The following is a 23362-nucleotide window of genomic DNA, read 5'->3' on the forward strand; positions in this document are numbered from 1 at the left end:
ACCAGAACTGTCCGATAGGAGATCGCCCAGCATGCTGCCCCGTTTCGCCACCCTGCTCGCGGGCCTAGGCCTCACCGGCCTGGCCCAGGCCGCTGCTACCCACTACCCGCTGACGGTCGACAACTGCGGCAAGCCGCAGACTTTTGCCCAGGCACCGCAGCGCGCCGTCACCATCGGCCAGGCCGGAACCGAGCTGCTCTATGCCTTGGGGCTGGGTGACAAGCTGGCGGGCACGTCGCTGTGGTTCAACAACGTATTGCCGGAATACCAGGCGGTGAACGCCAAGGTGCCGCGTCTGGCCGACAACGACCCCAGCTTCGAGGCGGTGGTCGGCAAGCGCCCGCAGCTGGTCGCGGTGCAGTTCGAATGGATGGTCGGTGCCCAGGGCGTGGTCGCCACCCGCGAGCAGTTCGATGAACTGAAGATCCCCACCTACGTGCTGCCATCGGACTGCGAGGGCAAGGACAACCTGGTCGGTGCAGACGGCACCCGCCTGCAAGCGTTCCAGGTAGACAGCATCTACAAGAGCGTCAGCCAACTGGCCGAGATCTTCGACGTTCAGGACCGCGGCGCAGCACTGAACGCCGAGTTGCAAGGGCGCCTCGACAGCGCCAGGGCACAACTGGCCGGCAAGGACCTGTCGGCAACTTCGGCGCTGTTCTGGTTCTCCAGCGCCGACCTGGACATCGCCCCCTATGTGGCCGGCCGCCAGGGTGTCGCCGACTTCATGTTGCGCACCCTCGGTGTGCGCAACGTGGTCGAGTCCAGCGAAGAATGGCCAAGCGTTGGCTGGGAAACCCTGGCCAAGGCCAATCCGACCTGGCTGATCATCGCACGCATGGACCGCCGCCGTTTCCCCGCCGACGACTACCAGAAAAAACTCGAATTCCTGCGCAGTGATCCAGTAACCCGCAACATGGACGCGGTAAAGCACGACCGCATCATTATCCTCGACGCCGACGCCATGCAGGCCGGCATCCGCCTGTTCCGGGGCGTGCAGACGCTCTCCACGGCCTTCGCCAGCGGTAAAGCAGCCCCGTGATGATCCGCCTGTTACCCTGCATCGCGGTTGCCCTGGGCGCCCTGTTGGCCGCCCTGCTGGCCGGCACCGCCATCGGCGAAACCAACCTGTCGCCCAGCGTGGTCGGCCAGGTGCTGGCCAACCACCTGTGGCAAGCCGCCTACCCGGTGGACCCGATCGACGCCGGCATCGTCTGGAACTACCGCCTGACCCGCACCCTGGTCGCAGCCGCTTGTGGCGCCGGGCTGGCCACCTGCGGTGTCATCCTGCAGGCGATGTTGCGCAACCCACTGGCCGAGCCCTACTTGCTGGGGCTGTCTGCCGGTGCCTCGACCGGCGCGGTACTCGTCGGCCTGCTGGGCCTGGGTAGCCTGGCATTAAGCATGTCCGCAGGGGCTTTCATCGGTGCCGTGGCCGCATTCGCCTTGGTACTGGTGCTGGCCCGCGCGGCCGGCCCCAGCAGCAACAATGCCCAAGTCATCCTTGCCGGTATCGCCGGCTCGCAACTGTTCAATGCACTGACCGCCTTCCTGATCACCAAGTCGGCCACCGCCGAGCAGGCGCGCGGTATCCTGTTCTGGCTGCTGGGCAACCTGAGCGGCGTGCGCTGGCCTTCGGTGTGGCTGGCTGTGCCGGTGGCGATTTTCGGTTTGCTGGTGTGCCTGTGGCACCGCCGTGCGCTGGATGCCTTCACCTTCGGTACCGATTCGGCCGCCTCGCTGGGCATCCCGGTGCGGCGCACCCAGTTGCTGCTGATCAGTTGTGCAGCGCTGGTGACGGCGGTGATGGTGTCCATTGTCGGCGCCATCGGTTTTGTCGGGCTGGTTATACCCCATGCCCTGCGCCTTCTGCTCGGCCCCGGGCACAGCCGTCTGTTGCCCGCCAGCGCACTGGGCGGTGCACTGTTCCTGATTGCGGCAGATATTCTTTCGCGCACACTGATCACCGGCCAGGTGATCCCGGTGGGCGTGGTTACGGCGCTGATCGGTGCCCCGGTATTCGCGCTGATTCTGGTCAGCCGTCGGGGGCGCCCATGACCGCCATGACCGCCATGACAGCAGTTCGCATCCCTCCGCTGGCCTGCCATGGGCTGGGGCTGCAACTGGCCGGCAATACCGTGCTCAGCGATATCGACCTCAGCGTTGTCGCCGGTGAAACCCTGGGCATCGTCGGCCCTAACGGCTCGGGCAAATCCTCGCTACTGAAGTTGCTGGCAGGGCTGCGCAAACCGGCCTGCGGCAGCGTGCAGCTCATGGGTGAGCCACTGGCACAGATGCCCCGCCGCCGTGTTGCCCAAGCGCTGGCGCTGGTCGAGCAACAGGCCGACACCCTCGATGCGATCAGTGTGTTCGACGCGGTTGCCTTGGGCCGCACGCCGTGGCTCTCGGCCCTGGCACCGTTCTCCCGGCAAGACTGCGCCATCGTCGAGCAAGCCCTGGCCGACCTCGACGCCCTGCACCTGCGCACGCGCCTGTGGGGGTCGCTGTCCGGTGGCGAGCGCCAGCGTGTACACATCGCCCGCGCGCTGGCCCAACGGCCGCAGGTGCTGCTGCTGGACGAGCCGACCAACCACCTGGACATCCAGCATCAGCTGAGCCTGCTGCAACAAGTGCAGGCGCTGCCGGTTACCACCTTGGTAGCGCTGCATGACCTCAACCAGGCACTGACCTGCGACCGTGTCGCGGTCATCGACAAGGGCCGCCTGGTCGCCCTTGGCAAACCCTTCGAAGTGCTTACCGCCAAGCGCCTGCTGAGCACCTTCGGCGTCCACGCCCACTACCTCACCGACCCTTTCGACGGCGCGCGCATCCTGCGCTTTCGCGCCCCCTGAACCAGGTAGCCCTGCCCATGCTGTTGCGCCCTGTCGCCCTGCTGCTCGCCAGCACCCTGCATGCCCCGACCGCACTGGCCGAAGTGCATGAAGTGAAAATGCTCAACCGTGGCAGCGACGGTGCCATGGTCTACGAGCCCGACCACTTGCGCATTGCACCCGGCGACAGCGTTCGCTTCCTGCCGACCCAGAACGGGCATAATGCCGCCAGCGTGGCGGGCCTGCTACCCACCGGGGCCGAGCCGTTCAAGAGCAGGCTGAACCAGCCGTTCGAGCACACCTTCAGCGTGCCGGGCGTGTACGGTATCCAATGCATTCCGCACGTGGCCATGGGCATGGTCATGGTGATCCAGGTCGGTGACGCGCCTGCCGCCGAATTGCCGGCCAGCTTGCCGGCGCGGGCCAAAGCCCGCTTTGCCGCACAGTTGCAAAAGCTCGAAGCTGGGCAATGAGCCAGCTATTCGGGTCGCTCACGCCCTGGCCGGCGTCGCCCAGTTGCAAAGCAATGGCTTTACCGAGGATGGCAACTGGAACCTTCTCAACCGCAACGTGTTCGACCCAGTGACGCGCGGCGTGATCTTCATCGCCAACAGGCACGTTCCCAGCGGTCAGCGTAATCGCAACTGCATGTGCGTGGTCTGCCACACCGGGTCTTGCTCCACATCCACCAACGTAAACCCTTGCCGCTCCCAGAACGCGATGGCACCCGGCAGAAACGGATGAGTATGCAAGTAAAGGCAGTCGAAGCCGGCTTGCATCGCCCGTTCGCGCAAGGCGCCAAACAAGGCAGCCGCCAGCCCATGCCTGCGGTAGGCCGGCAACACGAACAGCCGCACCACCTCGACTACCCGCTCAGCGCGGTAATCAAGCTGGGCAAAGCGATGGTCATAGGGCAAGTAACCTATCACCGCGACCAGCCGCCCACCCTCACGGGCTTCCAGAAAACAGCCCGCGCCGTCCAGGTAAGTGTCAGCGAACTGCGCCAGGTCACGCGGCAAGGGTGCATTGGCGAGCATCGGAAAAAGCGCTCGGCGGGCACTGTCGACAAACGCCAGCACTTCGGCAATGGCGTCACGCGCCACGGGTTGCAAGGTCCAGTTCGGCATTGGGCGGTTGCCAGTGTGGTTGGGAGCGTACGGTTCTACCGCAGCGTGCCGCTCAAGGCAAATCACAGGGCTCGTCGCGGCAAGGCGGACATCGGTATAATCGGCAGCCTTCACTGCCCGACCAGGCCATACCATGCCTCGCCTCCCGAAGTTGCTGTTACCCCTGTTGCTGGCTGCTGCACTCGCCGCCTGCGACCAGAAGCCCTCCCGTGAAGAACAGATCCTTGCCCAGCTGCCGCTGCAGGACGCCTACACGCACAACATCGAGCGCATGTCCGCGCTGCTGGGCCGCACTCACCCGCAGTTGTCGCAAGCGACCATCCAGGACGTACTGCGCAAGCACCTCACCGTCGAGGACCAACGCCGGGACCTGTTCCGCCTGTACAGCGAAAAGAACTTCAGCGACGCCGAGTTCGCAACCATCGTCGCCGCCACCCAGGACCCCGCCAAAGCGCGCGCCCTGGAAGACACCGAAGCCGGCAAACGCTTGAGCGAAAAACTCACCGCCCTGATGCGCGAAACCGCCCGCGATGTGAACGTGCAGGCCTTGGTCGAGCAGCGCATGCAACAGGTGGAAGATGAGCTTGATGCGCTGGACAAGGCAGGCTCTTGAGCGCTGCCCGCCAAGGTAACTTCCGTTCAGCAGCCCTTTACGATCACAGAGGTCAGGATTGCCACACACCAAGCACGGATTGCGCCTGGATCTACGTACACTCATTCTGGTGCTCTGCGCCCTGACCGCAGTGGTCATGCTGTGCGCCAGCTATTTCGCCAGCTATCGGGTGCAGCGCCAGCTACTGATAGACAATGCCCTGGAAGCCAATCGGGTGTATGCGAGAAAGCTGGCCAGCATTACCGACACCTTCATTGGCAACGCCTTGCAGCAACTGATGTTCAGCGCCGGCGTACAAAGCCGGCAGTTGAGCGACACCGCAGCGCTGCAGGTGGAAACCGACCGCGTACTGGGCCAGAGCATGGCCTTCAACTCCACCTTCGTGATCGATGCCAACGGTGTACTGCTGGCGGTATCCCCCGCCCCGCTACGCCACCTGCTCGGCACCCACGTGCAGTCGCCCGGTGCTCAGGAAGCCCTGCACGAACGCCGTCCACTGGTTTCCACACCCTATCTGTCGGCGGCCGACAACCTGATGGTGGTGCTGTCGCAACCCATTTTCGACGACAACGGCCGCTACCTGGGGTATGTGGGTGGCAGCCTGTACCTGCGTGAACACAACATCCTCAACAGCCTGCTGGGTGAGCATTTCTACAAGAACGGTTCGTACCTGTATGTGGTCGACCGCAAACGACGCCTGCTGTACCACCCCAATAGCGAACGGGTAGGCACGGTGGTGGAGGGCAATGCGCTGGTCGACCAGCTGGGGACACTGGACAGCGGTACCCGGCAGCTGACCAATAGCCTGGGCGTGGAAATGCTCGCCGGCTTCGCCACTGTGCCCAGCGCCGGCTGGGGCGTGGTAGCGCAGCAGCCATTGGCGCAGACGGTGACGCCGCTGAACCATCTGGTGCTGAACGTGGTCGCCAGTTCGGCGCCCTTGGCGCTGGTTGGCAGCCTGCTGCTGTGGTGGCTGGCCCGCACCATCGCCCGGCCGCTGTGGAAACTGGCCGCAAGTGCCCGCACGATGGACCGCGCCGGTACCGCCGAACATTTGCATCATGTGCGGGCCTGGTACTTTGAGGCGGCAGAGCTCAAACGCGCGTTACTGTTCGGCCTGAACTTGCTGCAAGAGCGCATCGGCCGGCTCAATCGGGACGCCCAGACCGACCCGCTGACCGGCCTGGGCAACCGCCGCAGCCTGGAATTCAGCCTGTCGTTACTGGAAGCTGAAAACCGGGAGTTTGCAGTCATTGCGCTGGATATCGACCATTTCAAACGGGTAAATGACAGCCATGGACACGAAGTGGGCGACCAGGTGCTGCGCCACCTGGCGGAGCTCATGCGCCGTTGTTGCCGCGAGGGCGACCTGTTGTGTCGGACCGGCGGCGAGGAGTTCCTGATATTGCTGCCTGGGGCCCCCCTGAACGTGGCGGCCGCGGTGGCTGAACGGTTGCGTGTGACCGTACAGGATATGCCGGTGGAACCGGTGGGGGCAGTGACAATTTCGCTGGGGGTGACGCACTGGGATGGCGAGACGCACGGCGAGCCCATGAACGCATTGGGCGAGGCTGACCGGGCGCTTTACCAGGCCAAGCAAGAGGGGCGCAACCGGGTCGCTTTTGCCTGAACGCCTTGTGTTGTAACCATGGCGGCGGGCTTGCCCGTGAAAATGCCGATACAGGCAACGATGAATCGGTGGCTTGTAACAATTCCTGTCATAAAACTGCAGCGTTTCAGTCATAGGATTGACCTCGACCTGACATTTTCACTTCATGGATGAGCGTCTCATGCGTCGTGTGGTTTTCAATCAGAAAGGTGGCGTCGGCAAATCCAGCATTGCCTGCAACCTCGCCGCAGCCAGTGCCGCCGAGGGCTACCGGACCTTGCTGGTCGACCTCGACCCACAGGCCAATGCCACCTTCTACCTGACCGGGCTGGCCAACGACACCATTCCTGCCGGCATCACCGACTTCTTCCGCCAGACCTTGTCGCCGGTTACTGCCGCCGGCAAGAAGCACCGCGTGGCAATCACCGAAACCCGCTACAGCAACCTGCACCTGGTCACCGCCAGCCCTGACCTCAGCGACCTGCAAAGCAAGCTGGAGAGCAAGTTCAAGATCAACAAGCTGCGCAAGTTGCTGGTGGCGCTTGGCGAGGACTACGAGCGGATCTACATCGACACCCCGCCCGCACTGAACTTTTACACCTTCAGCGCGCTGGTGGCGGCCGAGCGTCTGTTGATCCCGTTCGACTGCGACAGTTTCTCGCGCCAGGCCCTGCACAATGTCATGGCCGAGGTCGAAGAACTGCGCCAGGACCACAACCCCGCGCTGCAGGTGGAAGGTGTGGTGGTCAATCAGTTCGCCGGCCGCACCGCACTGCACCAGACCCTGGTCGATCAACTGCGCAACGAAGGCCTGCCGGTGCTGCCGGTGTACCTGAGCAGTTCGATCAAGATGCGTGAATCGCACCATGCCTCGGTGCCATTGGTGCATTTGGCGCCACGGCATAAACTGGCCCTGGAATTTGGCGATTTGCTGGATGTGCTTGAGCGTGCGGCCTGACAGGCCTTTGGGGCACTCCGGCTGTAACCTGCTGCACCGGTCGAATCAGGTATACCGAGGTCGCCCTCGACAAAGCGCCTTGCAGCGCCCGGCTATCTACTGGCAAGCACAATAACGATGGCGCGGCCCTACCGCGCCACTTTCATCATGGCTGCCAAAGGAAACCGGAGAGCTCCCGCATGTCCGCACATCATGAGGTATCCCCCGCCACCCTGCGCAGGGTGATTGCCGCCTCGGCCATCGGCAACTTCGTCGAATGGTTCGACTTCGCCGTGTACGGCTTTCTCGCCACGCTGATCGCCAGCCAGTTCTTTGCCAGCGAAGACGCCAGCGTGGCCTTGCTCAAAACCTTCGCGGTGTTCGCCGTGGCCTTCGCCCTGCGCCCCTTGGGCGGCATCGTCTTCGGTGCCTTGGGCGACCGACTGGGTCGCAAGCGCATCCTGTCGCTGACCATCCTGCTGATGGCCGGCTCCACCACGTTGATCGGCCTGCTGCCGACCTACGCCAGCATCGGCCTGGCAGCCCCGGCGCTGCTGACCCTGGCCCGCTGCCTGCAGGGGTTTTCTGCCGGCGGCGAATATGCCGGGGCCTGCGCCTACCTGATGGAGCACGCGCCTGACGACAAGCGCGCCTTTTATGGCAGCTTCGTACCTGTGTCGACCTTTTCCGCCTTTGCCTGCGCAGCGGTGATCGCTTATGGCCTGGAGGCCAGCCTGTCGACCGAGGCGATGAATGCCTGGGGCTGGCGCATTCCGTTCCTGATTGCCGCACCGCTGGGCCTGGTCGGCCTGTACCTGCGCTGGCGCATGGAGGAAACCCCGGCGTTCCGCGAAGCCGTCGCCCAGGGCAAGGAGCACGAGCACTCACCGCTGAAGGAAACCCTGCGCCACCATGGCCGGGTCATTCGCAACCTGGGGGCGTTCATTTCGCTGACCGCGTTGTCGTTCTACATGTTCACCACCTACTTCGCCACCTACCTGCAACTGGTCGGCAACCTGACCCGTGCGCAGTCACTGCTGGTGACCACCGTGGCCCTGCTGTTCGCCGCCGTCGGCTGCCCGCTGGCCGGGGCATTTTCGGACCGGGTGGGGCGGCGCAAGACCATCGGTTTTACCTGCCTGTGGATGATGCTTAGCGTGTTCCCGGCGTACTGGCTGGCCAGCTCTGGCTCGATGTCGGGTGCGTTGCTGGGGGTGATCCTGCTAGCGGTGGGGGCGCTGTGCAGTGGCGTGGTTACCGCAGCATTGCTGTCGGAAAGCTTCCCTACCCGTACCCGCTATACCGCTTCGGCGATTACCTACAACGTGGCCTACACGCTATTTGGCGGTACTGCGCCGCTGGTGGCAACCTGGCTCATCGGCCAAACCGGCAGCAGCCTGGCACCGGCGTTCTACCTGGTGGTGATTGCGCTGGTGGCGTTGGTGGGCGGTTTGGCGTTGCCGGAAACTTCGCGGATTTCTTTGCATGAGGACATGAGCATGGACGGTGTGCAGGCCGGGGCCCGAAAGACCGTCTGAAATTTCCGGGGCTGCCTTGCAGCCCCGACTGCTCAGCCTGCCTGCTGCTCTTCCCGCCGATACGCCCACTCATACAACGCCGGCAACACCAGCAACGTCAGCGTTGTAGAGGACAAGATCCCGCCAATCACCACCGTCGCCAGTGGCCGTTGCACCTCCGCCCCGGTCCCGGTGGCCAAGGCCATCGGAATGAACCCCAGCGAGGCCACCAGCGCCGTCATCAGTACCGGCCGCAATCGGGTCAGCGCACCCTCCTCGACCGCCGCCCGCAGCGTGCGCCCTTCCTCGCGCAGCCCGCGGATAAAGGCAATCATCACCAGCCCGTTCAGCACTGCCACTCCCGACAATGCAATGAACCCGACCCCGGCAGAAATGGACAGCGGAATATCACGCGCCCACAGCGCCAGCACCCCGCCGGTCAGGGCAAAGGGGATGCCGGTGAACACCAACAGGCCATCCCTGAGGTTGTTGAACATCATCAGCAACAGCGCCATGACCAGCAGCAAGGCCACCGGCACCACCACCTGCAAGCGCTCGGCCGCCGACTGCAACTGCTCGAACTGGCCTCCCCAACGCGTCCAGTACCCCGGTGGCACCTGCACCTGGCCGATCAGGGTCTGCTCGGCCTCTTGCACAAACGAGCCCAGGTCACGTCCACGCACATTGGCACTGACCACCACCACGCGCTTGCCATCCTCGCGGCTCACCTGATTCGGGCCCAGTTGCAGGTTCAACGTGGCTACCTGCGACAGCGGGATGAAACCGATTTGCCCGGCCCCCTCAGCAGCACTGGCCGGTACGGGAATCAGCAGGCTGGCCAACCCGTCGACATCGGTACGCAAGGTCTCCGACAGGCGCACGACCATGTCGAAACGGCGGTCGCCTTCATACAGCGTACCGGCGGTGCGGCCACCCACGGCAATGGCGATGGCATCCTGTACATCACCCACATTCAGACCATGACGGGCGGCCTTGTCACGGTCGATGTCGATGGTCAGTACCGGCAGGCCCGTGGTCTGCTCCACCTTCACCTCGGACGCGCCTGGCACCCCTTGCAGGCTGGTGGCGATCTGCGCGGCAGTGCGGTTGAGCACCTCCATATCGTCACCGAACAGCTTCACCGCCACATCACTGCGCACCCCGGAAATCAGCTCGTTGAAGCGCAACTGAATGGGCTGCGACAGCTCGTAGTTGCTGCCCGGCACACTGGCAGCGGCGCGTTGCACCTGGGCGATCAGTTCATCCCGTGGCTTGCCAGGGTCAACCCATTGTTCGCGTGGGCGCAGCATCACGTAGGCATCGGAAATGTTCGGCGGCATCGGGTCGGAGGCAATCTCGGCAGTACCGGTGCGGGCAAACACCCGCTCCACCTCGGGCACCTGGGCCATGATCGCCTGCTCCAGGCGCTGCTGCATGTCCACCGACTGCGACAGGCTGGTGCCCGGCACACGCAGGGCCTGCAGGGCGAAGTCACCCTCGCTGAGGCTGGGGATGAACTCGCTGCCCATGCGGCTGGCCATCACGCCGGACAGCAGCACCAGGGCAGCGGCAGCAGCAAACGCCAGTTTGCGCCGGCCCAGCACCCAGGCCAGCACTGGGGCATAGCGCTGACGTGCCGTACGCATCACCATGCCTTCCTCCTCCTTGACCTTGCCGGTGACGAACAGGGCAATGGCCGCCGGTACGAAAGTGACCGAGAGGATCATCGCACCCAACAGGGCCATGACCACGGTGAAGGCCATGGGGTGGAACATCTTGCCCTCGACCCCGGTCAAGGCAAAGATCGGCAGGTACACCACCATGATGATCAACTGCCCATAGATCAGCGGCCGGCGTGCTTCGCGGGCGGCGGCAAACACCTCATGGAACCGTTCGGTGCGGGTCAGCATGCGACCGTGGCGCTGCTGGGCATGGGCCAGGCGACGGATGGCGTTTTCCACGATCACCACGGCGCCGTCGACGATGATGCCGAAGTCCAGCGCGCCCAGGCTCATCAGGTTGGCACTGACTTTGTTGCTGAACATGCCGGTAAAGGTGAACAGCATCGACAGCGGGATAACCATGGCCGTGATCAGCGCAGCACGGATGTTGCCGAGGAACAGGAACAGCACGGCAATCACCAGGATTGCACCTTCGATCAGGTTCTTCTTCACCGTGGCGATGGCTTTCTCCACCAGGTGGGTGCGGTCGTATACCGTGACTGCAACCACGCCCTTGGGCAGGTTGCGATTGATCTCGACCAGTTTTGCAGCGACCGCCTGCGACACCGTACGGCTGTTCTCGCCAATCAGCATGAACACCGTGCCCAACACAACTTCCCGACCGTTTTCGGTCGCAGCCCCCGAGCGCAGCTCTTGGCCCAGGCCAACCTGGGCGACATGGCTGACGCGGATCGGCGTGCCGTCGACGCTGGAAATAACGATGTTGGCGATGTCTTCGGCCGAGGCCACCTGGCCGGGTGCGCGAATCAGCAACTGTTCGCCATTGCGCTCGATATAGCCAGCGCCAATGTTGGCGTTATTGCGCTCCAGTGCTGCAATCAGGTCGTTGAGGGTGAGCTTGTAGGCCGCCAGGCGCTTGGGCTCTGGTGCAATCAGGTATTGTTTGGCATGGCCACCGATGCTGTTGACCTCGGCCACACCCGGCACATTGCGCAGCTGCGGCTTGATGATCCAGTCCTGAATCACTCGCAGGTCGGTTGGGGTGTACGGTGTGCCGTCTTCCTTGAGCGCCCCCTCCTGGGCCTCCACCGTCCACAGGAAAATTTCCCCCAACCCGGTGGAGATCGGCCCCATGCTCGCCTCGATGCCCTGAGGCAATTGCTCGCGGGCCACCTGCAGGCGCTCGTTGACCAGTTGGCGGGCGAAGAAGATATCGGTGCCATCATCGAAAATGACCGTGACTTGCGACAGGCCCGAGCGCGACAGCGAGCGGGTCTGCTTGAGCCCTGGCAGGCCAGCCATGGCGGTTTCGATGGCAAAGGTGATGCGCTGCTCGGTCTCCAGCGGCGAATAGCCGGGGGCGGCGGTGTTGATCTGCACCTGGACGTTAGTGATGTCCGGCACAGCATCGATCGGCAGTTTCTGGTAGCTGTGGATACCCACCGCGGCCATCAGGACCACGGCCAGCATCACCACCAGGCGCTGCTCGATGGCAAATTGAATCAGGCGTTCGAACATGCAGGTGTCCCCGTGATCAGTGGCTGTGCTCGGCCGAGCCCTTGCCCAGTTCCGACTTGAGGACAAAGCTGCCGGCGGCCGCAACCTGAGTACCGGCGGCCAGGCCGCTGGTGATTTCCACCTGGCCAGCATCGCGACGACCAGTCTTCACCGGGCGCGCCTCGAAGCCTTCCGCAGTGCGGGCGAACACCACGGTCTGCGCCTCCCAGGTTTGCAGGGCGCTTTCCGGCACCGCCACGGCGGCATCGAAGCGGTCGACGCTGACCGCCACATTGACGAACAGCCCGGGGCGCCAGGCGCCATTGGGGTTGGCCAGTGTGGCGCGCACAGTGGCGGCGCGGTTCTGCTCGCCGAGCAGGCTGCCGACGTAATTGACCTTGCCCTGGACCTGGGCGCCCAGGTCCGGCGCACTGACCGTGACATCGCGGCCGGTTACCACCTTGTCCAGGTCACGAGGGGCCACGGCGAAGGTCGCCCACACCCGGCTCAGGTCGGACAGGGTGAACGCGTTGCTGGTCGCGTCGACCACCTCCCCCACGGTCAGGTGCTTTTCCACGACGACCGCATCGAAGGGTGCGCGCAGTTCATAGCGGTTGCCGGCACCGGCCGGGCCCACCGCCGCGACCTTCTGCCGAGCATTGGCCAGAGCGATCTCGGCCTCCTGCAGGGCCTGGCGCGCCTGCAGGTAATCCTGCTCGGCGCTGATTCGCTCCTGCCACAGCTGTTGCTCCCGCTGAAAGGTCAATCGCGCCAGTTCCAGACGACGCTGGGCGGCCTGCTGTTCGCTGCGCAGGTCGGAGATCTGCTGGCTGGCAATCACCGCCAGTACCTGGCCGCGCCTGACCGCCTGGCCCAGCTCGGCTTGCACCGCTTCGACCACACCCGGCACGCGGGGTACCACATGTGCGGTGCGGTCCTCGTCAAAGCGGATCTCACCCGGGAAGCTGATGGCGGTGCCCAACTCACGGGGGCCAGCGGCAGCCAGTTGCACGCCAGCCGTTTCGATCTGGGCGATAGACAGGTGCAACTGGCCTTCTTCTTCGCCATGCCCCTCCTCTGCATGGCCTTCGGCGGCCTGCTCTGCAGCGTGGCCGTGGCTGTCTTGACCATGGTCGTCATGGGGGGCTTGAGCCTTGGACGCCTGGCCGAGGGTGCCGGTCCAGGCCAGGCCAGCGAGGCCAAGCGCCGCAATGGCGGTGGCCAGAAGGGCTAGCTTGCGTGAGTTAGTCATTGTTGCTCCTGCTATCGGGTTTGTTGCTCAGGCCATCGAGATCGCCGTAGATCCGCTCCACGTGTGCGCGCGCGTCGGTCGCCGAGGCCAGCGCCTGGAGGTACAGCCCGCGCGCCTCGATCAGCGTGCGCTGGGCGTCGAGTACATCGAGGAACGCGAACTTGCCCATTTCAAAACCGCGGGTGGCGGTGTCCACGGCCTGCTGCGCAGCCGGCAGGATGGTGCGGTCATAGGCTTCAACGTCCTGCATCGCCGTCTCCCACTGGCTGATGGCGCTACGGGTTTCACTGCGCAGACGCAGCTCCACGGCATTGCGCAGGTCGCGCGCCTGGTCGGCACGGCGCGCAGCCGCCAGGACATTGCCCCGGTTGCGGTCGAACAGCGGCAACGGCATGGACAGGCCAACCACGTTCACCCGCTCCCGGTCTTCGCGGCTGTACTGGCTGCCAAGGCTGACGGTGAGGTTGGGGATACGCTGGGCTTTCTCCGAACCCAGGGACGCATCGCCGCGCTCGACCTGGGCAGCGGCCAGGCGCCATTCGACGGTCTGTTCGACCTGTTCAAGCAAGGTGTCGGCACCCGGCGCGATGCCTGGCGAAAGGTTGGCCGCCTGTAACCGGTCGAAGCTTGCCAGCGGGCTGCCCATCAGCCGGGCCAAGGCCTGGTAGGCCACGCTGCGCTGGGTTTTCGCGCGGCGCACTTCGGTCTGGGCCTGGGCCAGTTGCACCTGGGCACGGGTGGCCTCCACCGGTGATGACTGGCCTGCCGTAACCCGCCCTTGCACCACCCGCAGGCCGCGTTCAGTCAATACCTGCGACTGCTGCGCCAGCTCCAGCGCGGTCTGCGCACGCACGCCAGCGTGGAACGCCTGCACCACATCGGCCCGCAGGGCGTTGCGCTGGCGCTCCAGGTCGAGCTGGGCAATGGCCTGGCCGGCCCCCGCCACGGCGAGACGCGCGCCGCGTTTCCCGCCCAGTTCCAGCGGCTGGCTGAGGGTGACGGTGGTGGTGCTGGTGTCGCGACGGGTGTCCTCGACCTCCCAGGCCAGCTCCGGGTTGGGGATCAGCCCGGCCTGGCGCCGTTCGCCATCGGCAATGCCAATTTCACGGCCGGCTGCAGCCAGCTCCGGGTTCTGGGCGAAAGCGGCGGTAAGCGCCTGGGGCAGGCTCAGCGCCTGGCTGGCCTGGGCGCCGGTGGCACTGGCCAGCAACAGGCAGAGCAAGGCGATCTTGCGGGGGATGGGCACGACACAGGTCCTCTCGGCGAAGCATTGGCGAGGGACTGTAGAAAGGGCCGGTTATCGGGGCGGTGGCGGCAAGATTACAATTTTGTAATGACGCGCTGCGTTGCTTTGCAGGCGCAGCCTTGTGCTGCTGGGCACAGGACGGTGAACGCCCAAGAAGTTCGATAATCGCCCACTTTCCCGGTGCGACGATCTTGTCCAATTGACGGAACTAACCAGTCAGTACAAAACTACGTGCATTCAACAACAACAAAGCGATGCCCGTCATGAAGCCCCTTATTCTCGTGCTCAACGGCCCCAACCTGAACATGCTGGGCACCCGCGAGCCTGCCCAGTACGGCCACGAAACCCTCGCTGACCTGGCTCAGGGATGTGCCGACACTGCCCAGGCCCACGGCCTGGAAATCGAATTCCGCCAAACCAACCACGAAGGCGAACTGATCGACTGGATCCACGCTGCCCGTGGCCGCTGCGCCGGCATCGTGATCAACCCCGGCGCCTGGACGCACACCTCGGTGGCCATCCGCGATGCCCTGGTGGCCAGCGAACTGCCGGTGATCGAGGTGCACCTGTCCAACGTGCACAAACGCGAGCCGTTCCGTCACTTGTCGTTCGTATCGTCCATCGCCGTCGGTGTCATCTGCGGCCTGGGCAGCCACGGCTACCGCATGGCGCTGAGCCACTTCGCCGAGTTGTTGCAGGAGCGTGCGGCATGAGCCAGCAAGCCATCCTCGCCGGCCTGATCGGCCGCGGCATCCAACTGTCACGTACGCCGGCCCTGCACGAACACGAAGGCGACGCCCAAGCCCTGCGCTATCTGTACCGGCTGATCGACGCCGACCAGCTGCAACTGGATGACAGCGCCCTGCCCGGCCTGCTCGAAGCCGCGCAGCATACCGGATTCACCGGGCTGAACATTACCTACCCGTTCAAGCAGGCTATCCTGCCGTTGCTCGACGAACTGTCCGACGAGGCCCGTGGTATCGGCGCGGTAAACACCGTGGTGCTCAAGGACGGCAAGCGCGTCGGCCACAACACCGACTGCCTGGGCTTTGCCGAAGGCTTGCGCCGTGGCCTGCCCGGTGTGGCACGGCGCCAGGTCGTGCAGATGGGTGCCGGTGGCGCTGGCTCGGCCGTGGCCCACGCCCTGCTGGGTGAAGGGGTAGAGCGGCTGGTGCTGTTCGAAGTGGACGCAGCCCGTGCGCAGGCGCTGGTGGATAACCTGAACGGCCATTTCGGCGCAGGGCGCGCCGTGCTTGGCACCGACTTGGCCACAGCCCTGGCCGAGGCGGACGGGCTGGTCAACACCACGCCAGTGGGCATGGCCAAGCTACCGGGCACGCCACTGCCGGTGGAGTTGCTGCATCCCCGCCTGTGGGTGGCCGAGATTATCTACTTCCCGCTGGAGACCGAACTGCTGCGCGCAGCCCGGGCACTGGGCTGCCGCACGCTGGATGGCAGCAACATGGCGGTGTTCCAGGCGGTGAAGGCATTCGAGCTGTTCAGCGGGCGGCAGGCGGATGCAGCGCGGATGCAGGCGCACTTTGCCAGTTTCACCTGATAGAAAAGTGTTGGCTTCTTCGCGGGCACGCCCGCTCCCACAGGTACTGCGCAAACGTTACTGATTGCACGCTCCCTGTGGGAGCGGGCATGCCCGCGAAGAGGCCGGTACAGGAGAATCACTCTTTTTCATCCAGCAAAGCCTGTATCACCTGTTCCTGCCCGCCATAATCCCCCTCGCCAAAGTGCACATGGCGCACCTGCCCCTTGCGGTCGACAAAGTAATGCGCCGGCCAGAACTGGTTGCCCCAGGCATTCCACACCTTGTAGTCGTTATCTACCGCCACCGGATACCCGATACCCAACCGGGCAACCTTGTCCCGCAAAGTGCCCACATCATGCTCGTAGTCGTACTCGGGCGTATGCACCCCCACCACTACCAGCCCTTGATCGGCATAGCGCCGCGCCCACTCATTCACATGCGGCAGGCTGCGCCGGCAGTTGATGCAGTCCCAGGTCCAGAAGTCCACCAGCACCACCTTGCCCTTGAGCCCCGAAGCATCCAGAGGCGCCGAATTCAACCACTGGCTGGCGCCGGACAGCGACGGCATGGCGCCGTAGCTGTCGCGGGCCTTCAGGTGCCCAGCCAATCCAAGCCCCATCAGCGCCAGCGCAAAACCGCCAGCCTTGAGCATCCGGCGGCGATCAGTTGTCATGGCAACCGCCCGTGGCGTAGGTGCGGTACTGCACGCTCTGCCGCTGGCCATGGGAGTCAAGGTAGTCCATTCGGGTATTCACCAGGCCGCAGGCGTCGCTCTGATCATCCTGCACCGACAGCACTTTCTTCACATCCAGAGGCTCACCGTAGCGGTACTGCATGACCCCGCCATCCTGCATCGGGGCAGTGGCGGCCTGGGCAGCGATAGCGCCGAAGCTGAGCACGGCGAACAGGCTGGCGCTGGCGATAGTCTTGACGTTCATGGCATCTCTCCTGGTAACTCTTGGGGGTGGGGAGTGTTGCTCCCCGGTCGAGAGCCATTTCACGCCTGCCAGGTATCCCGCATGTGTCGCCCAACGTTGTGATGTGCTTCCTGCTGTATCCCTGCCCGTGCCAGATACACTGCAATACAAACTCCCGCAGGCAAGGGCGAACGCGCTCGGTACACTGCGCCCAACCCCCTTTGCACAGGAACCCAGCGCATGGAACACGTCGATCACATTTTGATCGTCGACGACGACCGCGAGATCCGCGAACTGGTCGGCAATTACCTGAAGAAGAACGGCCTGCGCACCAGCATCGTTGCCGACGGCCGGCAGATGCGCGCCTTTCTCGAAGCCAACAGCGTCGACCTGATCGTGCTCGACATCATGATGCCCGGCGACGACGGTCTGCTGTTGTGCCGCGAGTTGCGCGCCGGCAAGCACCGCAACACGCCGGTGTTGATGCTGACCGCCCGTAATGACGAAACCGACCGCATCATCGGCCTGGAAATGGGCGCCGACGATTACCTGACCAAACCGTTCTCGGCCCGCGAACTGCTCGCCCGCATCAACGCTGTGCTGCGCCGCACACGCATGCTGCCACCCAACCTGACCATCAGTGAAAGCAGCCGCCTGCTGGGTTTCGGTCAATGGCGCCTGGACACCACCGCGCGCCACCTGCTCGACAGCGAAGGCACCCTGGTGGCCCTGAGCGGCGCCGAATACCGCCTGCTGCGGGTGTTCCTCGACCACCCGCAGCGGGTGCTCAGCCGCGAACAGTTGCTTAACCTGACCCAGGGCCGCGAAGCCGACATCTTCGACCGCTCCATCGACTTGCTGGTCAGCCGCCTGCGCCAGCGCCTGGGTGACGATGCCCGCGAGCCTAGCTGCATCAAGACCGTGCGCAGCGAGGGCTACGTGTTCTCGCTGCCGGTGCAACTGCTCGAGTCCCCCTCATGAAATGGCCACGCACCCTGGCCTCGCGCCTGGCACTGATCTTCTTCACCGGCCTGGTGTTGGCCTATGGTCTGTCGTTTGGCCTGCAGGCCTATGAGCGCTATATCAGCAGCCGCTCGATGATGCTCAGCAACCTCGAGCAGGACGTGGCGACCTCGGTTGCCATCCTTGACCGCCTGCCCGCAGCCGAGCGTGCCGCCTGGCTGCCGCGCCTGGAACGGCGCACCTATCGCTATCGCCTCGACCAAGGCCTGGCCGGCGAAGCGATGCCGAGCAGTGACCCACCGATGGCCGCCGCGTCGATCGTCAAGGCCATTGGCAGCGACTACCGCCTGACCTTTCTGGAAATCCCTGGGCCCAATGCGCATTTCCAGGCACACCTGAAACTGGCCGACGGCGCGCCCCTGACCATCGACGTAACGCCAACACCAGTCCCGGTAGCCCGTTGGTTGCCCGTGGTGCTGCTGATTCAGCTCGCTGTGCTGTTGCTGTGCACTTGGCTGGCCGTACGCCTGGCCATCGGCCCGCTAACCCGTCTGGCCCAGGCAGTGGACAACCTCGACCCGGACCAGCCCGGCGTGCAACTGGATGAAAGCGGCCCGCGCGAAGTGCGCTACGCTGCCGTGGCCTTCAACGCCCTGCAGGCGCGCATTGCTGCCCACCTCAAGGAACGCATGCAGTTGCTGGCGGCCATTTCCCACGACCTGCAAACCCCGATCACTCGCATGAAGTTGCGGGTCGAAGTGATGGATGAGGGGGTCGAAAGGGACAAGTTCTGGAACGACCTGGATGAAATGGAACACCTGGTGCGCGAAGGCGTGGCTTATGCCCGCAGCATGGACAGCAGCACCGAAGCGACATGCCGGGTCAACCTTGATGCCTTTCTCGACAGCCTGGTATTCGACTACCAGGACAGCGGCGCCCAGGTCGAACGCCACGGCAACAGCGGTACCCTGCTGGAAACCCGCCCGCATGCGCTGCGTCGGGTACTGGTGAACCTGGTCGACAACGCCCTGAAGTTTGCAGGTGCTGCCGAGCTGCAAGTGTCCTGCGAGGGCAGCACCACCATCATCCGCGTGCTCGACAACGGGCCAGGGATACCCGGTGACGAGCTGGATGAAGTGCTCAAGCCGTTCTACCGGGTAGAAGGTTCACGCAATCGCAGCACGGGTGGCACCGGCTTGGGACTGGCCATTGCCCACCAGCTGATCCAGGCCATGGGGGGGCGGCTGACATTGAGCAACCGCGAACAGGGCGGATTGTGCGCGCAGATCGAACTCACCTGAAGTGCATCTGCGATCGTTGGCAGGAACGGCCTTGGATCTCGATCGGGCCGCTCCTGTAAAAAGCGAGGTCGCCTCTACAAACAGATACACAACTGCATCCCCCTGACACACTGCAGATACCCCGCCTCGAGAGACTCCCGGTCACACAACCACACCCCGGGAGACCCTCATGAAAGCCTTCACCTTGCCCTCCGGCTGGAAGCTGTTCGCCACCCTTGCCGGCCTGACCCTGGCGATGAGCGCCGTGGTCCTGGCCAGCCAACCTGACCCGGACGGCTTGCGCAGTGCCATTCGTGCCACCGCACGCAGCTCGTTCGCACTGTTCTTGCTGGCGTTCCTGGCCTCGTCGCTGGTGACCTTGCTGCCTGGCACCTCAAGCCGCCGCATCCTTCAGGAGCGACGCTACCTGGGGTTGGCATTCGCGTTCTCCCACACCGTGCATGGCGTGCTGATTTATCGCTACGCCCAGCAATTCCCCGAACTGTTCTGGGCAGGCCGCACGCTCACGTCCAGCCTGCCCGGTACGGTCGGCTACCTGTTCTTGCTGCTGCTCACCGCCACCTCGTTCAAGGCCCCCATGCGGCTGTTGGGCGGTCGTGCCTGGCAAGCGCTGCACAGCAGCGGCATGTGGGTACTGGCTGGAGTGTTCTGCCTGTCGTTCTACAAACGCATCCCCATGGGGGGCTGGTACCCGCTGGCGTTCGCCCTGATGTTCAGCGCCATCGCCGTCAAGCTCACCGCCAAAGTGGCCCGTAAACAACGCCGCAGCACCCGCGCCCTTGCCTGAAGAGAGCACCGCACATGACGACCTTGACCCGTACCCTGACCACCGTTGATCGCATCGGCAGCTGGAGCGCCGACTTGCCATTACGGGTATTTCTGGCCTGGGAGTTTTTCGAATCCGGCCTGGAGAAATTCAACGGCAGCAACTGGTTCGCCGACCTGCAGTCCAGCTTCCCGTTCCCCTTCAACCTGCTGCCCGCAGAGCTGAACTGGCAGCTGTCGATGTGGGCCGAGTTGGTACTGCCGTTGCTGCTGTTGCTGGGCTTGGGTACCCGGCTGGCATCATTGGGTTTGATGGTGGTGACCGTTGTAGCGATAGCGGCAGTGCACTGGCCGGCGCACTGGTCGGGCCTGGCGGAGCTGGCCCAAGGCTATGCCATTACCGACCAGGGCTTCGGCAATTACAAGTTGCCGCTGATCTACCTGATAGCGTTGCTGCCACTGCTACTCAAGGGCGCCGGGCGCCTTAGCCTCGATCATTGGCTTGGCACGCGGTTCGACAGATGAGGACCGGGGGCTGCTGCGCAGCCCCCAATGCCTTCAAACGGTTCCGACAATGACACCCTGCTCGCGCAATGCCTGCAACAATGCCAACCCTTGCTGCACATCCCCGCCCAATGCCTGCAGCCGCTCTCTTCCAGTCCCCTGCTCCACCAGCAACCGGTACGCCATAGGGGCCAACCGGGCAAAGCGCACCTGCAACCGGGCATCGCGATAAACCAGCAGCAAGGTTGGCGACGCCGGGGTAGCCGTTGGCTGGTAGTCCACGCCAATGCTGTCCACCGGCCAACGATAGGCCAACACGCGCGCCACACAAGACAACAACGGCTGCCCATCCAGCAGGTCACCATCAGGGTCATGCGCCGGGTCCTCGGCGTCGCTCAGGTACAGCTGCGCCTCGACCCACTCATAATGCGCCAGCTCCAACTGCCAAGGGGTGTCCAGCGCCACACCTTGCAAGTAGTCGACGAAGGTTTCGGCAATTTCGGTAAACAATGGCGTCTGGCAACGGTAACTGGCGTAGAAATCACCTACTCGCGCATGCCAGCGCTGCTCGCCCAACGCCTGGCGCATGACCGGGAAGCTGCCAGCCAGCAAGCCTTCGATGGCGCCATAGAACAACTCGCGGTAAACCCTCAGGCGGCGGGCCTCGACGCCGGGCGGCGGGGCATGGCGCTGCGGGTCGCGCAGGTGACGGGCCAAGGCATACTGCTGCGCACGCAAGGTCTCATTCATCTGCTTGCCCTCCGGCAGCGCATTGCACAGCACGCATACGCGCCGTCTCGGCCAACAGTTCGGCCAAGGGCGGGTAGTTGAAATCACGCTCCAGCACCGTCGGCCGTACGCCGAAGCGCGCACAAGCGGTGGCGTACAGCGTCCAGACATCTTCCTTCACGGCGGCCCCGTGGGTATCCACTTTGAGGTCCGGCGCTTCATCGTAATGCCCGGCAACGTGCATCCCGGCCACGCGCGCCTGGGGCAGGCCTGCAAGGAATTGCCGGGCGTCGTAACCCTGGTTGCAGGCGTTGACATAGACGTTGTTGACGTCCAGCAGCAGGTCACAATCGGCTTCATCAAGCACCGCCCGGATGAAGTCGAGTTCGCTCATCGCCTGATACGGCGCGGCATAGTAGCTGATGTTCTCCACGGCAATGCGCCGCTCCAGCTGCTCCTGAGCCTGGCGTATGCGCGCAGCCACATGGCGTACGGCTTCATCGGTGAACGGGATGGGCATCAGGTCGTACAGGTGCCCGTCATCACTGCAGTAGCTCAGGTGCTCGCTGTACAGTCGCACCTGATACCGGTCAAGAAACTGCCGGGTCTGCTCGAGAAAATGGCGGTCCAGCGGCGCGCTGCCACCCAGCGATAAAGACAACCCATGACAGGTGACAGGAAAGCGCTCCGCCAGCTGGGCCAGGCCCTTGCCGTAGGCGCCGCCCACGGCAATCCAGTTTTCCGGCACACACTCGAGAAAGTCCACTGCACCCGCCTCCATGGCCAGCAGTTCCGGCAACAGGCCGCGACGCAGGCCTAGCCCGATGTTCAACATTGCAGGAAACATAAAAGCTCTCCAACAGGCACAACGCCCCACCTGGCCAGCAGGAGGAGCGTTGTGGCGTTTCATGGGGTAGAAAGTCAGGGCTTGCCGGTCAGGTGGCTGAACAAGCCATCAGGCATGGCCTTGCCATTGGCCTGATAAATCGCCTTGAGGTGGTCCGCCGCTTCCTGCTCGGAGATGAAACCGTCATGGTTGCGGTCGATCGTGTCGAAATCACGGGCACGGTCCTTGGCCACCGCCAGAAACTCATCGCGCGAGACCTTGCCATCGTGATTGCTGTCGGTTTTGGCGAACGAGGCGTCGCCACACTTGCCTTCACCACACTTGCCCTCAGCCCCGGCCTTGGCGCCGGCGCCGCATTTACCCTCACCGCACTTGCCTTCGCTTTGGGAAGCCTTGCCGCTGCCGCCGCACTTGCCTTCACCGCACTTGCCCTCGCCGGCCACTTTGGCCGAAGCCAGCTGGTAACCTTGGGCCAGCGGCTCGACGGCGAACGCACTGCTGCTCAATGCCATGCTGCCGATCAGGGCGGCGCCGAGCAGGCCGAGGGTGTTTTTTGCTTGAGTCATGATGCAGCTCCACTGGGGTTGAATAGTGGAGCCATTAGGCCGTTGCGGTTTGTCGGGGATGTATCGTGTCAGGCGTGCTTTTGTATGGCAGTAGGTCTGCTGCACAGGCAGATACAGTGCGATACACGACACCCGGCAACTGGCCCCAAGGTGCCTTGGGGCCATGAGGTGTGATCAGTCTTCCAGCGGTTTGGGCGGGGCTGCGGGCTTGGCCGGCTTGCTGTCCTTGGCCTTGCCTTGCGGGGTCGCCGCTACGGGCTCGGGCGCCGCCAGTGCCTTTTCACTGGCAGGCAGTTCATCGACCGCCTTGAAGATCACCTGCGGGTCGATGACCTCGCCGCTGTCGTCGTCCTTGAGCATGTGCCGCTCACCGTCCTTGCCCACCAGAATCACCTTGGTCCCCTTGCTCGCGCCCAACTTCAGTTCCCGAATCAGGGCCATTGTGGTCTGCTGCTCAAGGTTCTTGTCCTCTCGCTTGCCCATCATGTTGGCGACGCTGTACAGGACAAGGTTGCGCTCCTTGAACGCAGCCTGGGTGGCCGGGTCCTCGAGCGCCTTGTTCAGCCCTCGCAACGTCGGGTCGGCACTGCTGGGAGCGATAACCACCAATGGTCTGGTCTTGCCCAGTTCCTTGGCTAGAGGCGCATCACTGTCTGCGGCAAACAGGGGGCCGGCAACAGCAAGCAAGGTTGCGAGGGTCAGTGACCGGACAAGCATGCGTATCTCCTTATTGTCTCGATATACCAATGACTACAGATCACGGAGAAAAATCCGACAGGGAGCCTAAACCACTTCATTCCAGAACGGGGTGTGCAAAAGTAACTGTCGATTTCCGAGCCACCCGAAGCCAGGACTACGGCGCTGGTACAAACCGCTGTCAGCTTGATTGAGCATAGCCCAAAGCCGCTTTGGCAGGGCC

At 64.0% G+C, this 23362-nt stretch carries 24 protein-coding genes; 14 read left to right on the forward strand and 10 right to left on the reverse strand.

What is annotated here, in order from left to right:
- The first annotated feature begins 31 nt into the window (after positions 1-31).
- Genes ACF8GF_RS06795 through ACF8GF_RS06810 form a run of 4 tightly spaced genes read left to right on the forward strand, consistent with a single transcriptional unit; the run spans position 32 to position 3304 of the window.
- Entirely contained in the window at positions 32-1042 is a 1011-nt protein-coding gene (locus ACF8GF_RS06795; protein WP_392488660.1) for an ABC transporter substrate-binding protein, read from the forward strand.
- The gene (locus ACF8GF_RS06800) at positions 1042-2058 is read left to right on the forward strand and encodes an iron ABC transporter permease (protein WP_176683870.1); all 1017 of its coding nucleotides are present in this window, start codon (positions 1042-1044) and stop codon (positions 2056-2058) included. Before ACF8GF_RS06795 ends, ACF8GF_RS06800 begins: the two co-directional genes overlap by 1 nt.
- Before the next feature lie 5 nt (positions 2059-2063).
- Positions 2064-2852: an ABC transporter ATP-binding protein gene (locus ACF8GF_RS06805; RefSeq protein WP_176683985.1), complete on the forward strand. Its 789-nt coding sequence runs from the start codon at positions 2064-2066 to the stop codon at positions 2850-2852.
- Positions 2853-2869: 17 nt separating this feature from the next.
- Positions 2870-3304, forward strand: coding sequence for a pseudoazurin (locus ACF8GF_RS06810; protein ID WP_176683871.1), 435 nt, complete (start codon positions 2870-2872; stop codon positions 3302-3304).
- A gap of 156 nt (positions 3305-3460) precedes the next feature.
- On the opposite strand, the gene ACF8GF_RS06815 is transcribed toward ACF8GF_RS06810, so the two are convergent.
- Positions 3461-3958 (reverse strand): GNAT family N-acetyltransferase, encoded by a 498-nt coding sequence (locus ACF8GF_RS06815; RefSeq protein ID WP_176683872.1) that lies wholly within the window; start codon positions 3956-3958, stop codon positions 3461-3463.
- A 133-nt stretch (positions 3959-4091) separates the two neighbouring features.
- Between ACF8GF_RS06815 and ACF8GF_RS06820 the strand changes: the two genes are divergently transcribed.
- The 4 genes from ACF8GF_RS06820 to ACF8GF_RS06835 all read left to right on the forward strand — a co-directional run bounded on the left by ACF8GF_RS06820 (position 4092) and on the right by ACF8GF_RS06835 (position 8655).
- Entirely contained in the window at positions 4092-4571 is a 480-nt protein-coding gene (locus ACF8GF_RS06820; protein WP_176683873.1) for a hypothetical protein, read from the forward strand.
- A 58-nt stretch (positions 4572-4629) separates the two neighbouring features.
- On the forward strand, positions 4630-6201 hold the full coding sequence (locus tag ACF8GF_RS06825) for a sensor domain-containing diguanylate cyclase (protein WP_176683874.1): 1572 nt from the start codon (positions 4630-4632) through the stop codon (positions 6199-6201).
- 160 nt (positions 6202-6361) lie between these two features.
- Entirely contained in the window at positions 6362-7138 is a 777-nt protein-coding gene (locus ACF8GF_RS06830; RefSeq protein WP_176683875.1) for a ParA family protein, read from the forward strand.
- A gap of 179 nt (positions 7139-7317) precedes the next feature.
- The gene (locus tag ACF8GF_RS06835) at positions 7318-8655 is read left to right on the forward strand and encodes an MFS transporter (RefSeq protein ID WP_392488661.1); all 1338 of its coding nucleotides are present in this window, start codon (positions 7318-7320) and stop codon (positions 8653-8655) included.
- Positions 8656-8687: 32 nt separating this feature from the next.
- Here ACF8GF_RS06835 and ACF8GF_RS06840 read toward each other — a convergent pair whose 3' ends face one another.
- The 3 genes from ACF8GF_RS06840 to ACF8GF_RS06850 are packed head-to-tail and all read right to left on the reverse strand — an operon-like array spanning position 8688 to position 14311.
- Positions 8688-11834, reverse strand: coding sequence for an efflux RND transporter permease subunit (locus ACF8GF_RS06840; RefSeq protein WP_392488662.1), 3147 nt, complete (start codon positions 11832-11834; stop codon positions 8688-8690).
- 16 nt (positions 11835-11850) lie between these two features.
- The gene (locus tag ACF8GF_RS06845; RefSeq protein WP_392461804.1) at positions 11851-13065 is read right to left on the reverse strand and encodes an efflux RND transporter periplasmic adaptor subunit; all 1215 of its coding nucleotides are present in this window, start codon (positions 13063-13065) and stop codon (positions 11851-11853) included.
- Positions 13058-14311 (reverse strand): TolC family protein, encoded by a 1254-nt coding sequence (locus tag ACF8GF_RS06850; RefSeq protein ID WP_176683879.1) that lies wholly within the window; start codon positions 14309-14311, stop codon positions 13058-13060. The genes ACF8GF_RS06845 and ACF8GF_RS06850 overlap by 8 nt, the downstream gene beginning before the upstream one ends.
- Positions 14312-14574: 263 nt before the next feature.
- On the opposite strand from ACF8GF_RS06850, the gene aroQ reads away from it, so the two are divergent.
- Together aroQ and ACF8GF_RS06860 are read left to right on the forward strand one after the other, a co-directional pair.
- Positions 14575-15024 (forward strand): type II 3-dehydroquinate dehydratase, encoded by a 450-nt coding sequence (gene aroQ, locus ACF8GF_RS06855; RefSeq protein ID WP_014591603.1) that lies wholly within the window; start codon positions 14575-14577, stop codon positions 15022-15024.
- Positions 15021-15869 (forward strand): shikimate dehydrogenase, encoded by an 849-nt coding sequence (locus ACF8GF_RS06860; RefSeq protein WP_209964964.1) that lies wholly within the window; start codon positions 15021-15023, stop codon positions 15867-15869. The genes aroQ and ACF8GF_RS06860 overlap by 4 nt, the downstream gene beginning before the upstream one ends.
- A 118-nt stretch (positions 15870-15987) precedes the next feature.
- Here ACF8GF_RS06860 and ACF8GF_RS06865 read toward each other — a convergent pair whose 3' ends face one another.
- Positions 15988-16503, reverse strand: coding sequence for a thioredoxin family protein (locus ACF8GF_RS06865; RefSeq protein WP_176683986.1), 516 nt, complete (start codon positions 16501-16503; stop codon positions 15988-15990).
- A 10-nt stretch (positions 16504-16513) separates the two neighbouring features.
- The gene (locus ACF8GF_RS06870; RefSeq protein ID WP_392488663.1) at positions 16514-16789 is read right to left on the reverse strand and encodes a DUF2790 domain-containing protein; all 276 of its coding nucleotides are present in this window, start codon (positions 16787-16789) and stop codon (positions 16514-16516) included.
- Between the two features lie 219 nt (positions 16790-17008).
- Between ACF8GF_RS06870 and ACF8GF_RS06875 the strand changes: the two genes are divergently transcribed.
- From ACF8GF_RS06875 to ACF8GF_RS06890, 4 genes are all read left to right on the forward strand, one after another.
- Positions 17009-17749 (forward strand): response regulator, encoded by a 741-nt coding sequence (locus ACF8GF_RS06875; protein WP_003250463.1) that lies wholly within the window; start codon positions 17009-17011, stop codon positions 17747-17749.
- The gene (locus tag ACF8GF_RS06880) at positions 17746-19032 is read left to right on the forward strand and encodes an ATP-binding protein (RefSeq protein WP_392488664.1); all 1287 of its coding nucleotides are present in this window, start codon (positions 17746-17748) and stop codon (positions 19030-19032) included. The genes ACF8GF_RS06875 and ACF8GF_RS06880 overlap by 4 nt, the downstream gene beginning before the upstream one ends.
- A gap of 169 nt (positions 19033-19201) precedes the next feature.
- Complete coding sequence (locus ACF8GF_RS06885) at positions 19202-19819, forward strand: ferric reductase-like transmembrane domain-containing protein (protein WP_176683882.1); 618 nt, start codon at positions 19202-19204, stop codon at positions 19817-19819.
- A 14-nt stretch (positions 19820-19833) separates the two neighbouring features.
- On the forward strand, positions 19834-20322 hold the full coding sequence (locus ACF8GF_RS06890) for a DoxX family protein (protein ID WP_176683883.1): 489 nt from the start codon (positions 19834-19836) through the stop codon (positions 20320-20322).
- A 33-nt stretch (positions 20323-20355) separates the two neighbouring features.
- Here ACF8GF_RS06890 and ACF8GF_RS06895 read toward each other — a convergent pair whose 3' ends face one another.
- From ACF8GF_RS06895 to ACF8GF_RS06910, 4 genes are all read right to left on the reverse strand, one after another.
- Positions 20356-21051, reverse strand: coding sequence for a DUF2063 domain-containing protein (locus ACF8GF_RS06895; protein WP_176683884.1), 696 nt, complete (start codon positions 21049-21051; stop codon positions 20356-20358).
- Positions 21044-21877 (reverse strand): DUF692 domain-containing protein, encoded by an 834-nt coding sequence (locus ACF8GF_RS06900; RefSeq protein WP_392488665.1) that lies wholly within the window; start codon positions 21875-21877, stop codon positions 21044-21046. The genes ACF8GF_RS06895 and ACF8GF_RS06900 overlap by 8 nt, the downstream gene beginning before the upstream one ends.
- Positions 21878-21951: 74 nt before the next feature.
- The gene (locus tag ACF8GF_RS06905) at positions 21952-22443 is read right to left on the reverse strand and encodes an EF-hand domain-containing protein (protein WP_233690510.1); all 492 of its coding nucleotides are present in this window, start codon (positions 22441-22443) and stop codon (positions 21952-21954) included.
- 174 nt (positions 22444-22617) lie between these two features.
- Complete coding sequence (locus ACF8GF_RS06910; protein WP_176683887.1) at positions 22618-23160, reverse strand: DUF4174 domain-containing protein; 543 nt, start codon at positions 23158-23160, stop codon at positions 22618-22620.
- Positions 23161-23362 lie beyond the last annotated feature (202 nt).

Source organism: Pseudomonas sp. yb_5, assembly GCF_043103865.1.
Taxonomy (GTDB): domain Bacteria; phylum Pseudomonadota; class Gammaproteobacteria; order Pseudomonadales; family Pseudomonadaceae; genus Aquipseudomonas; species Aquipseudomonas putida_Y.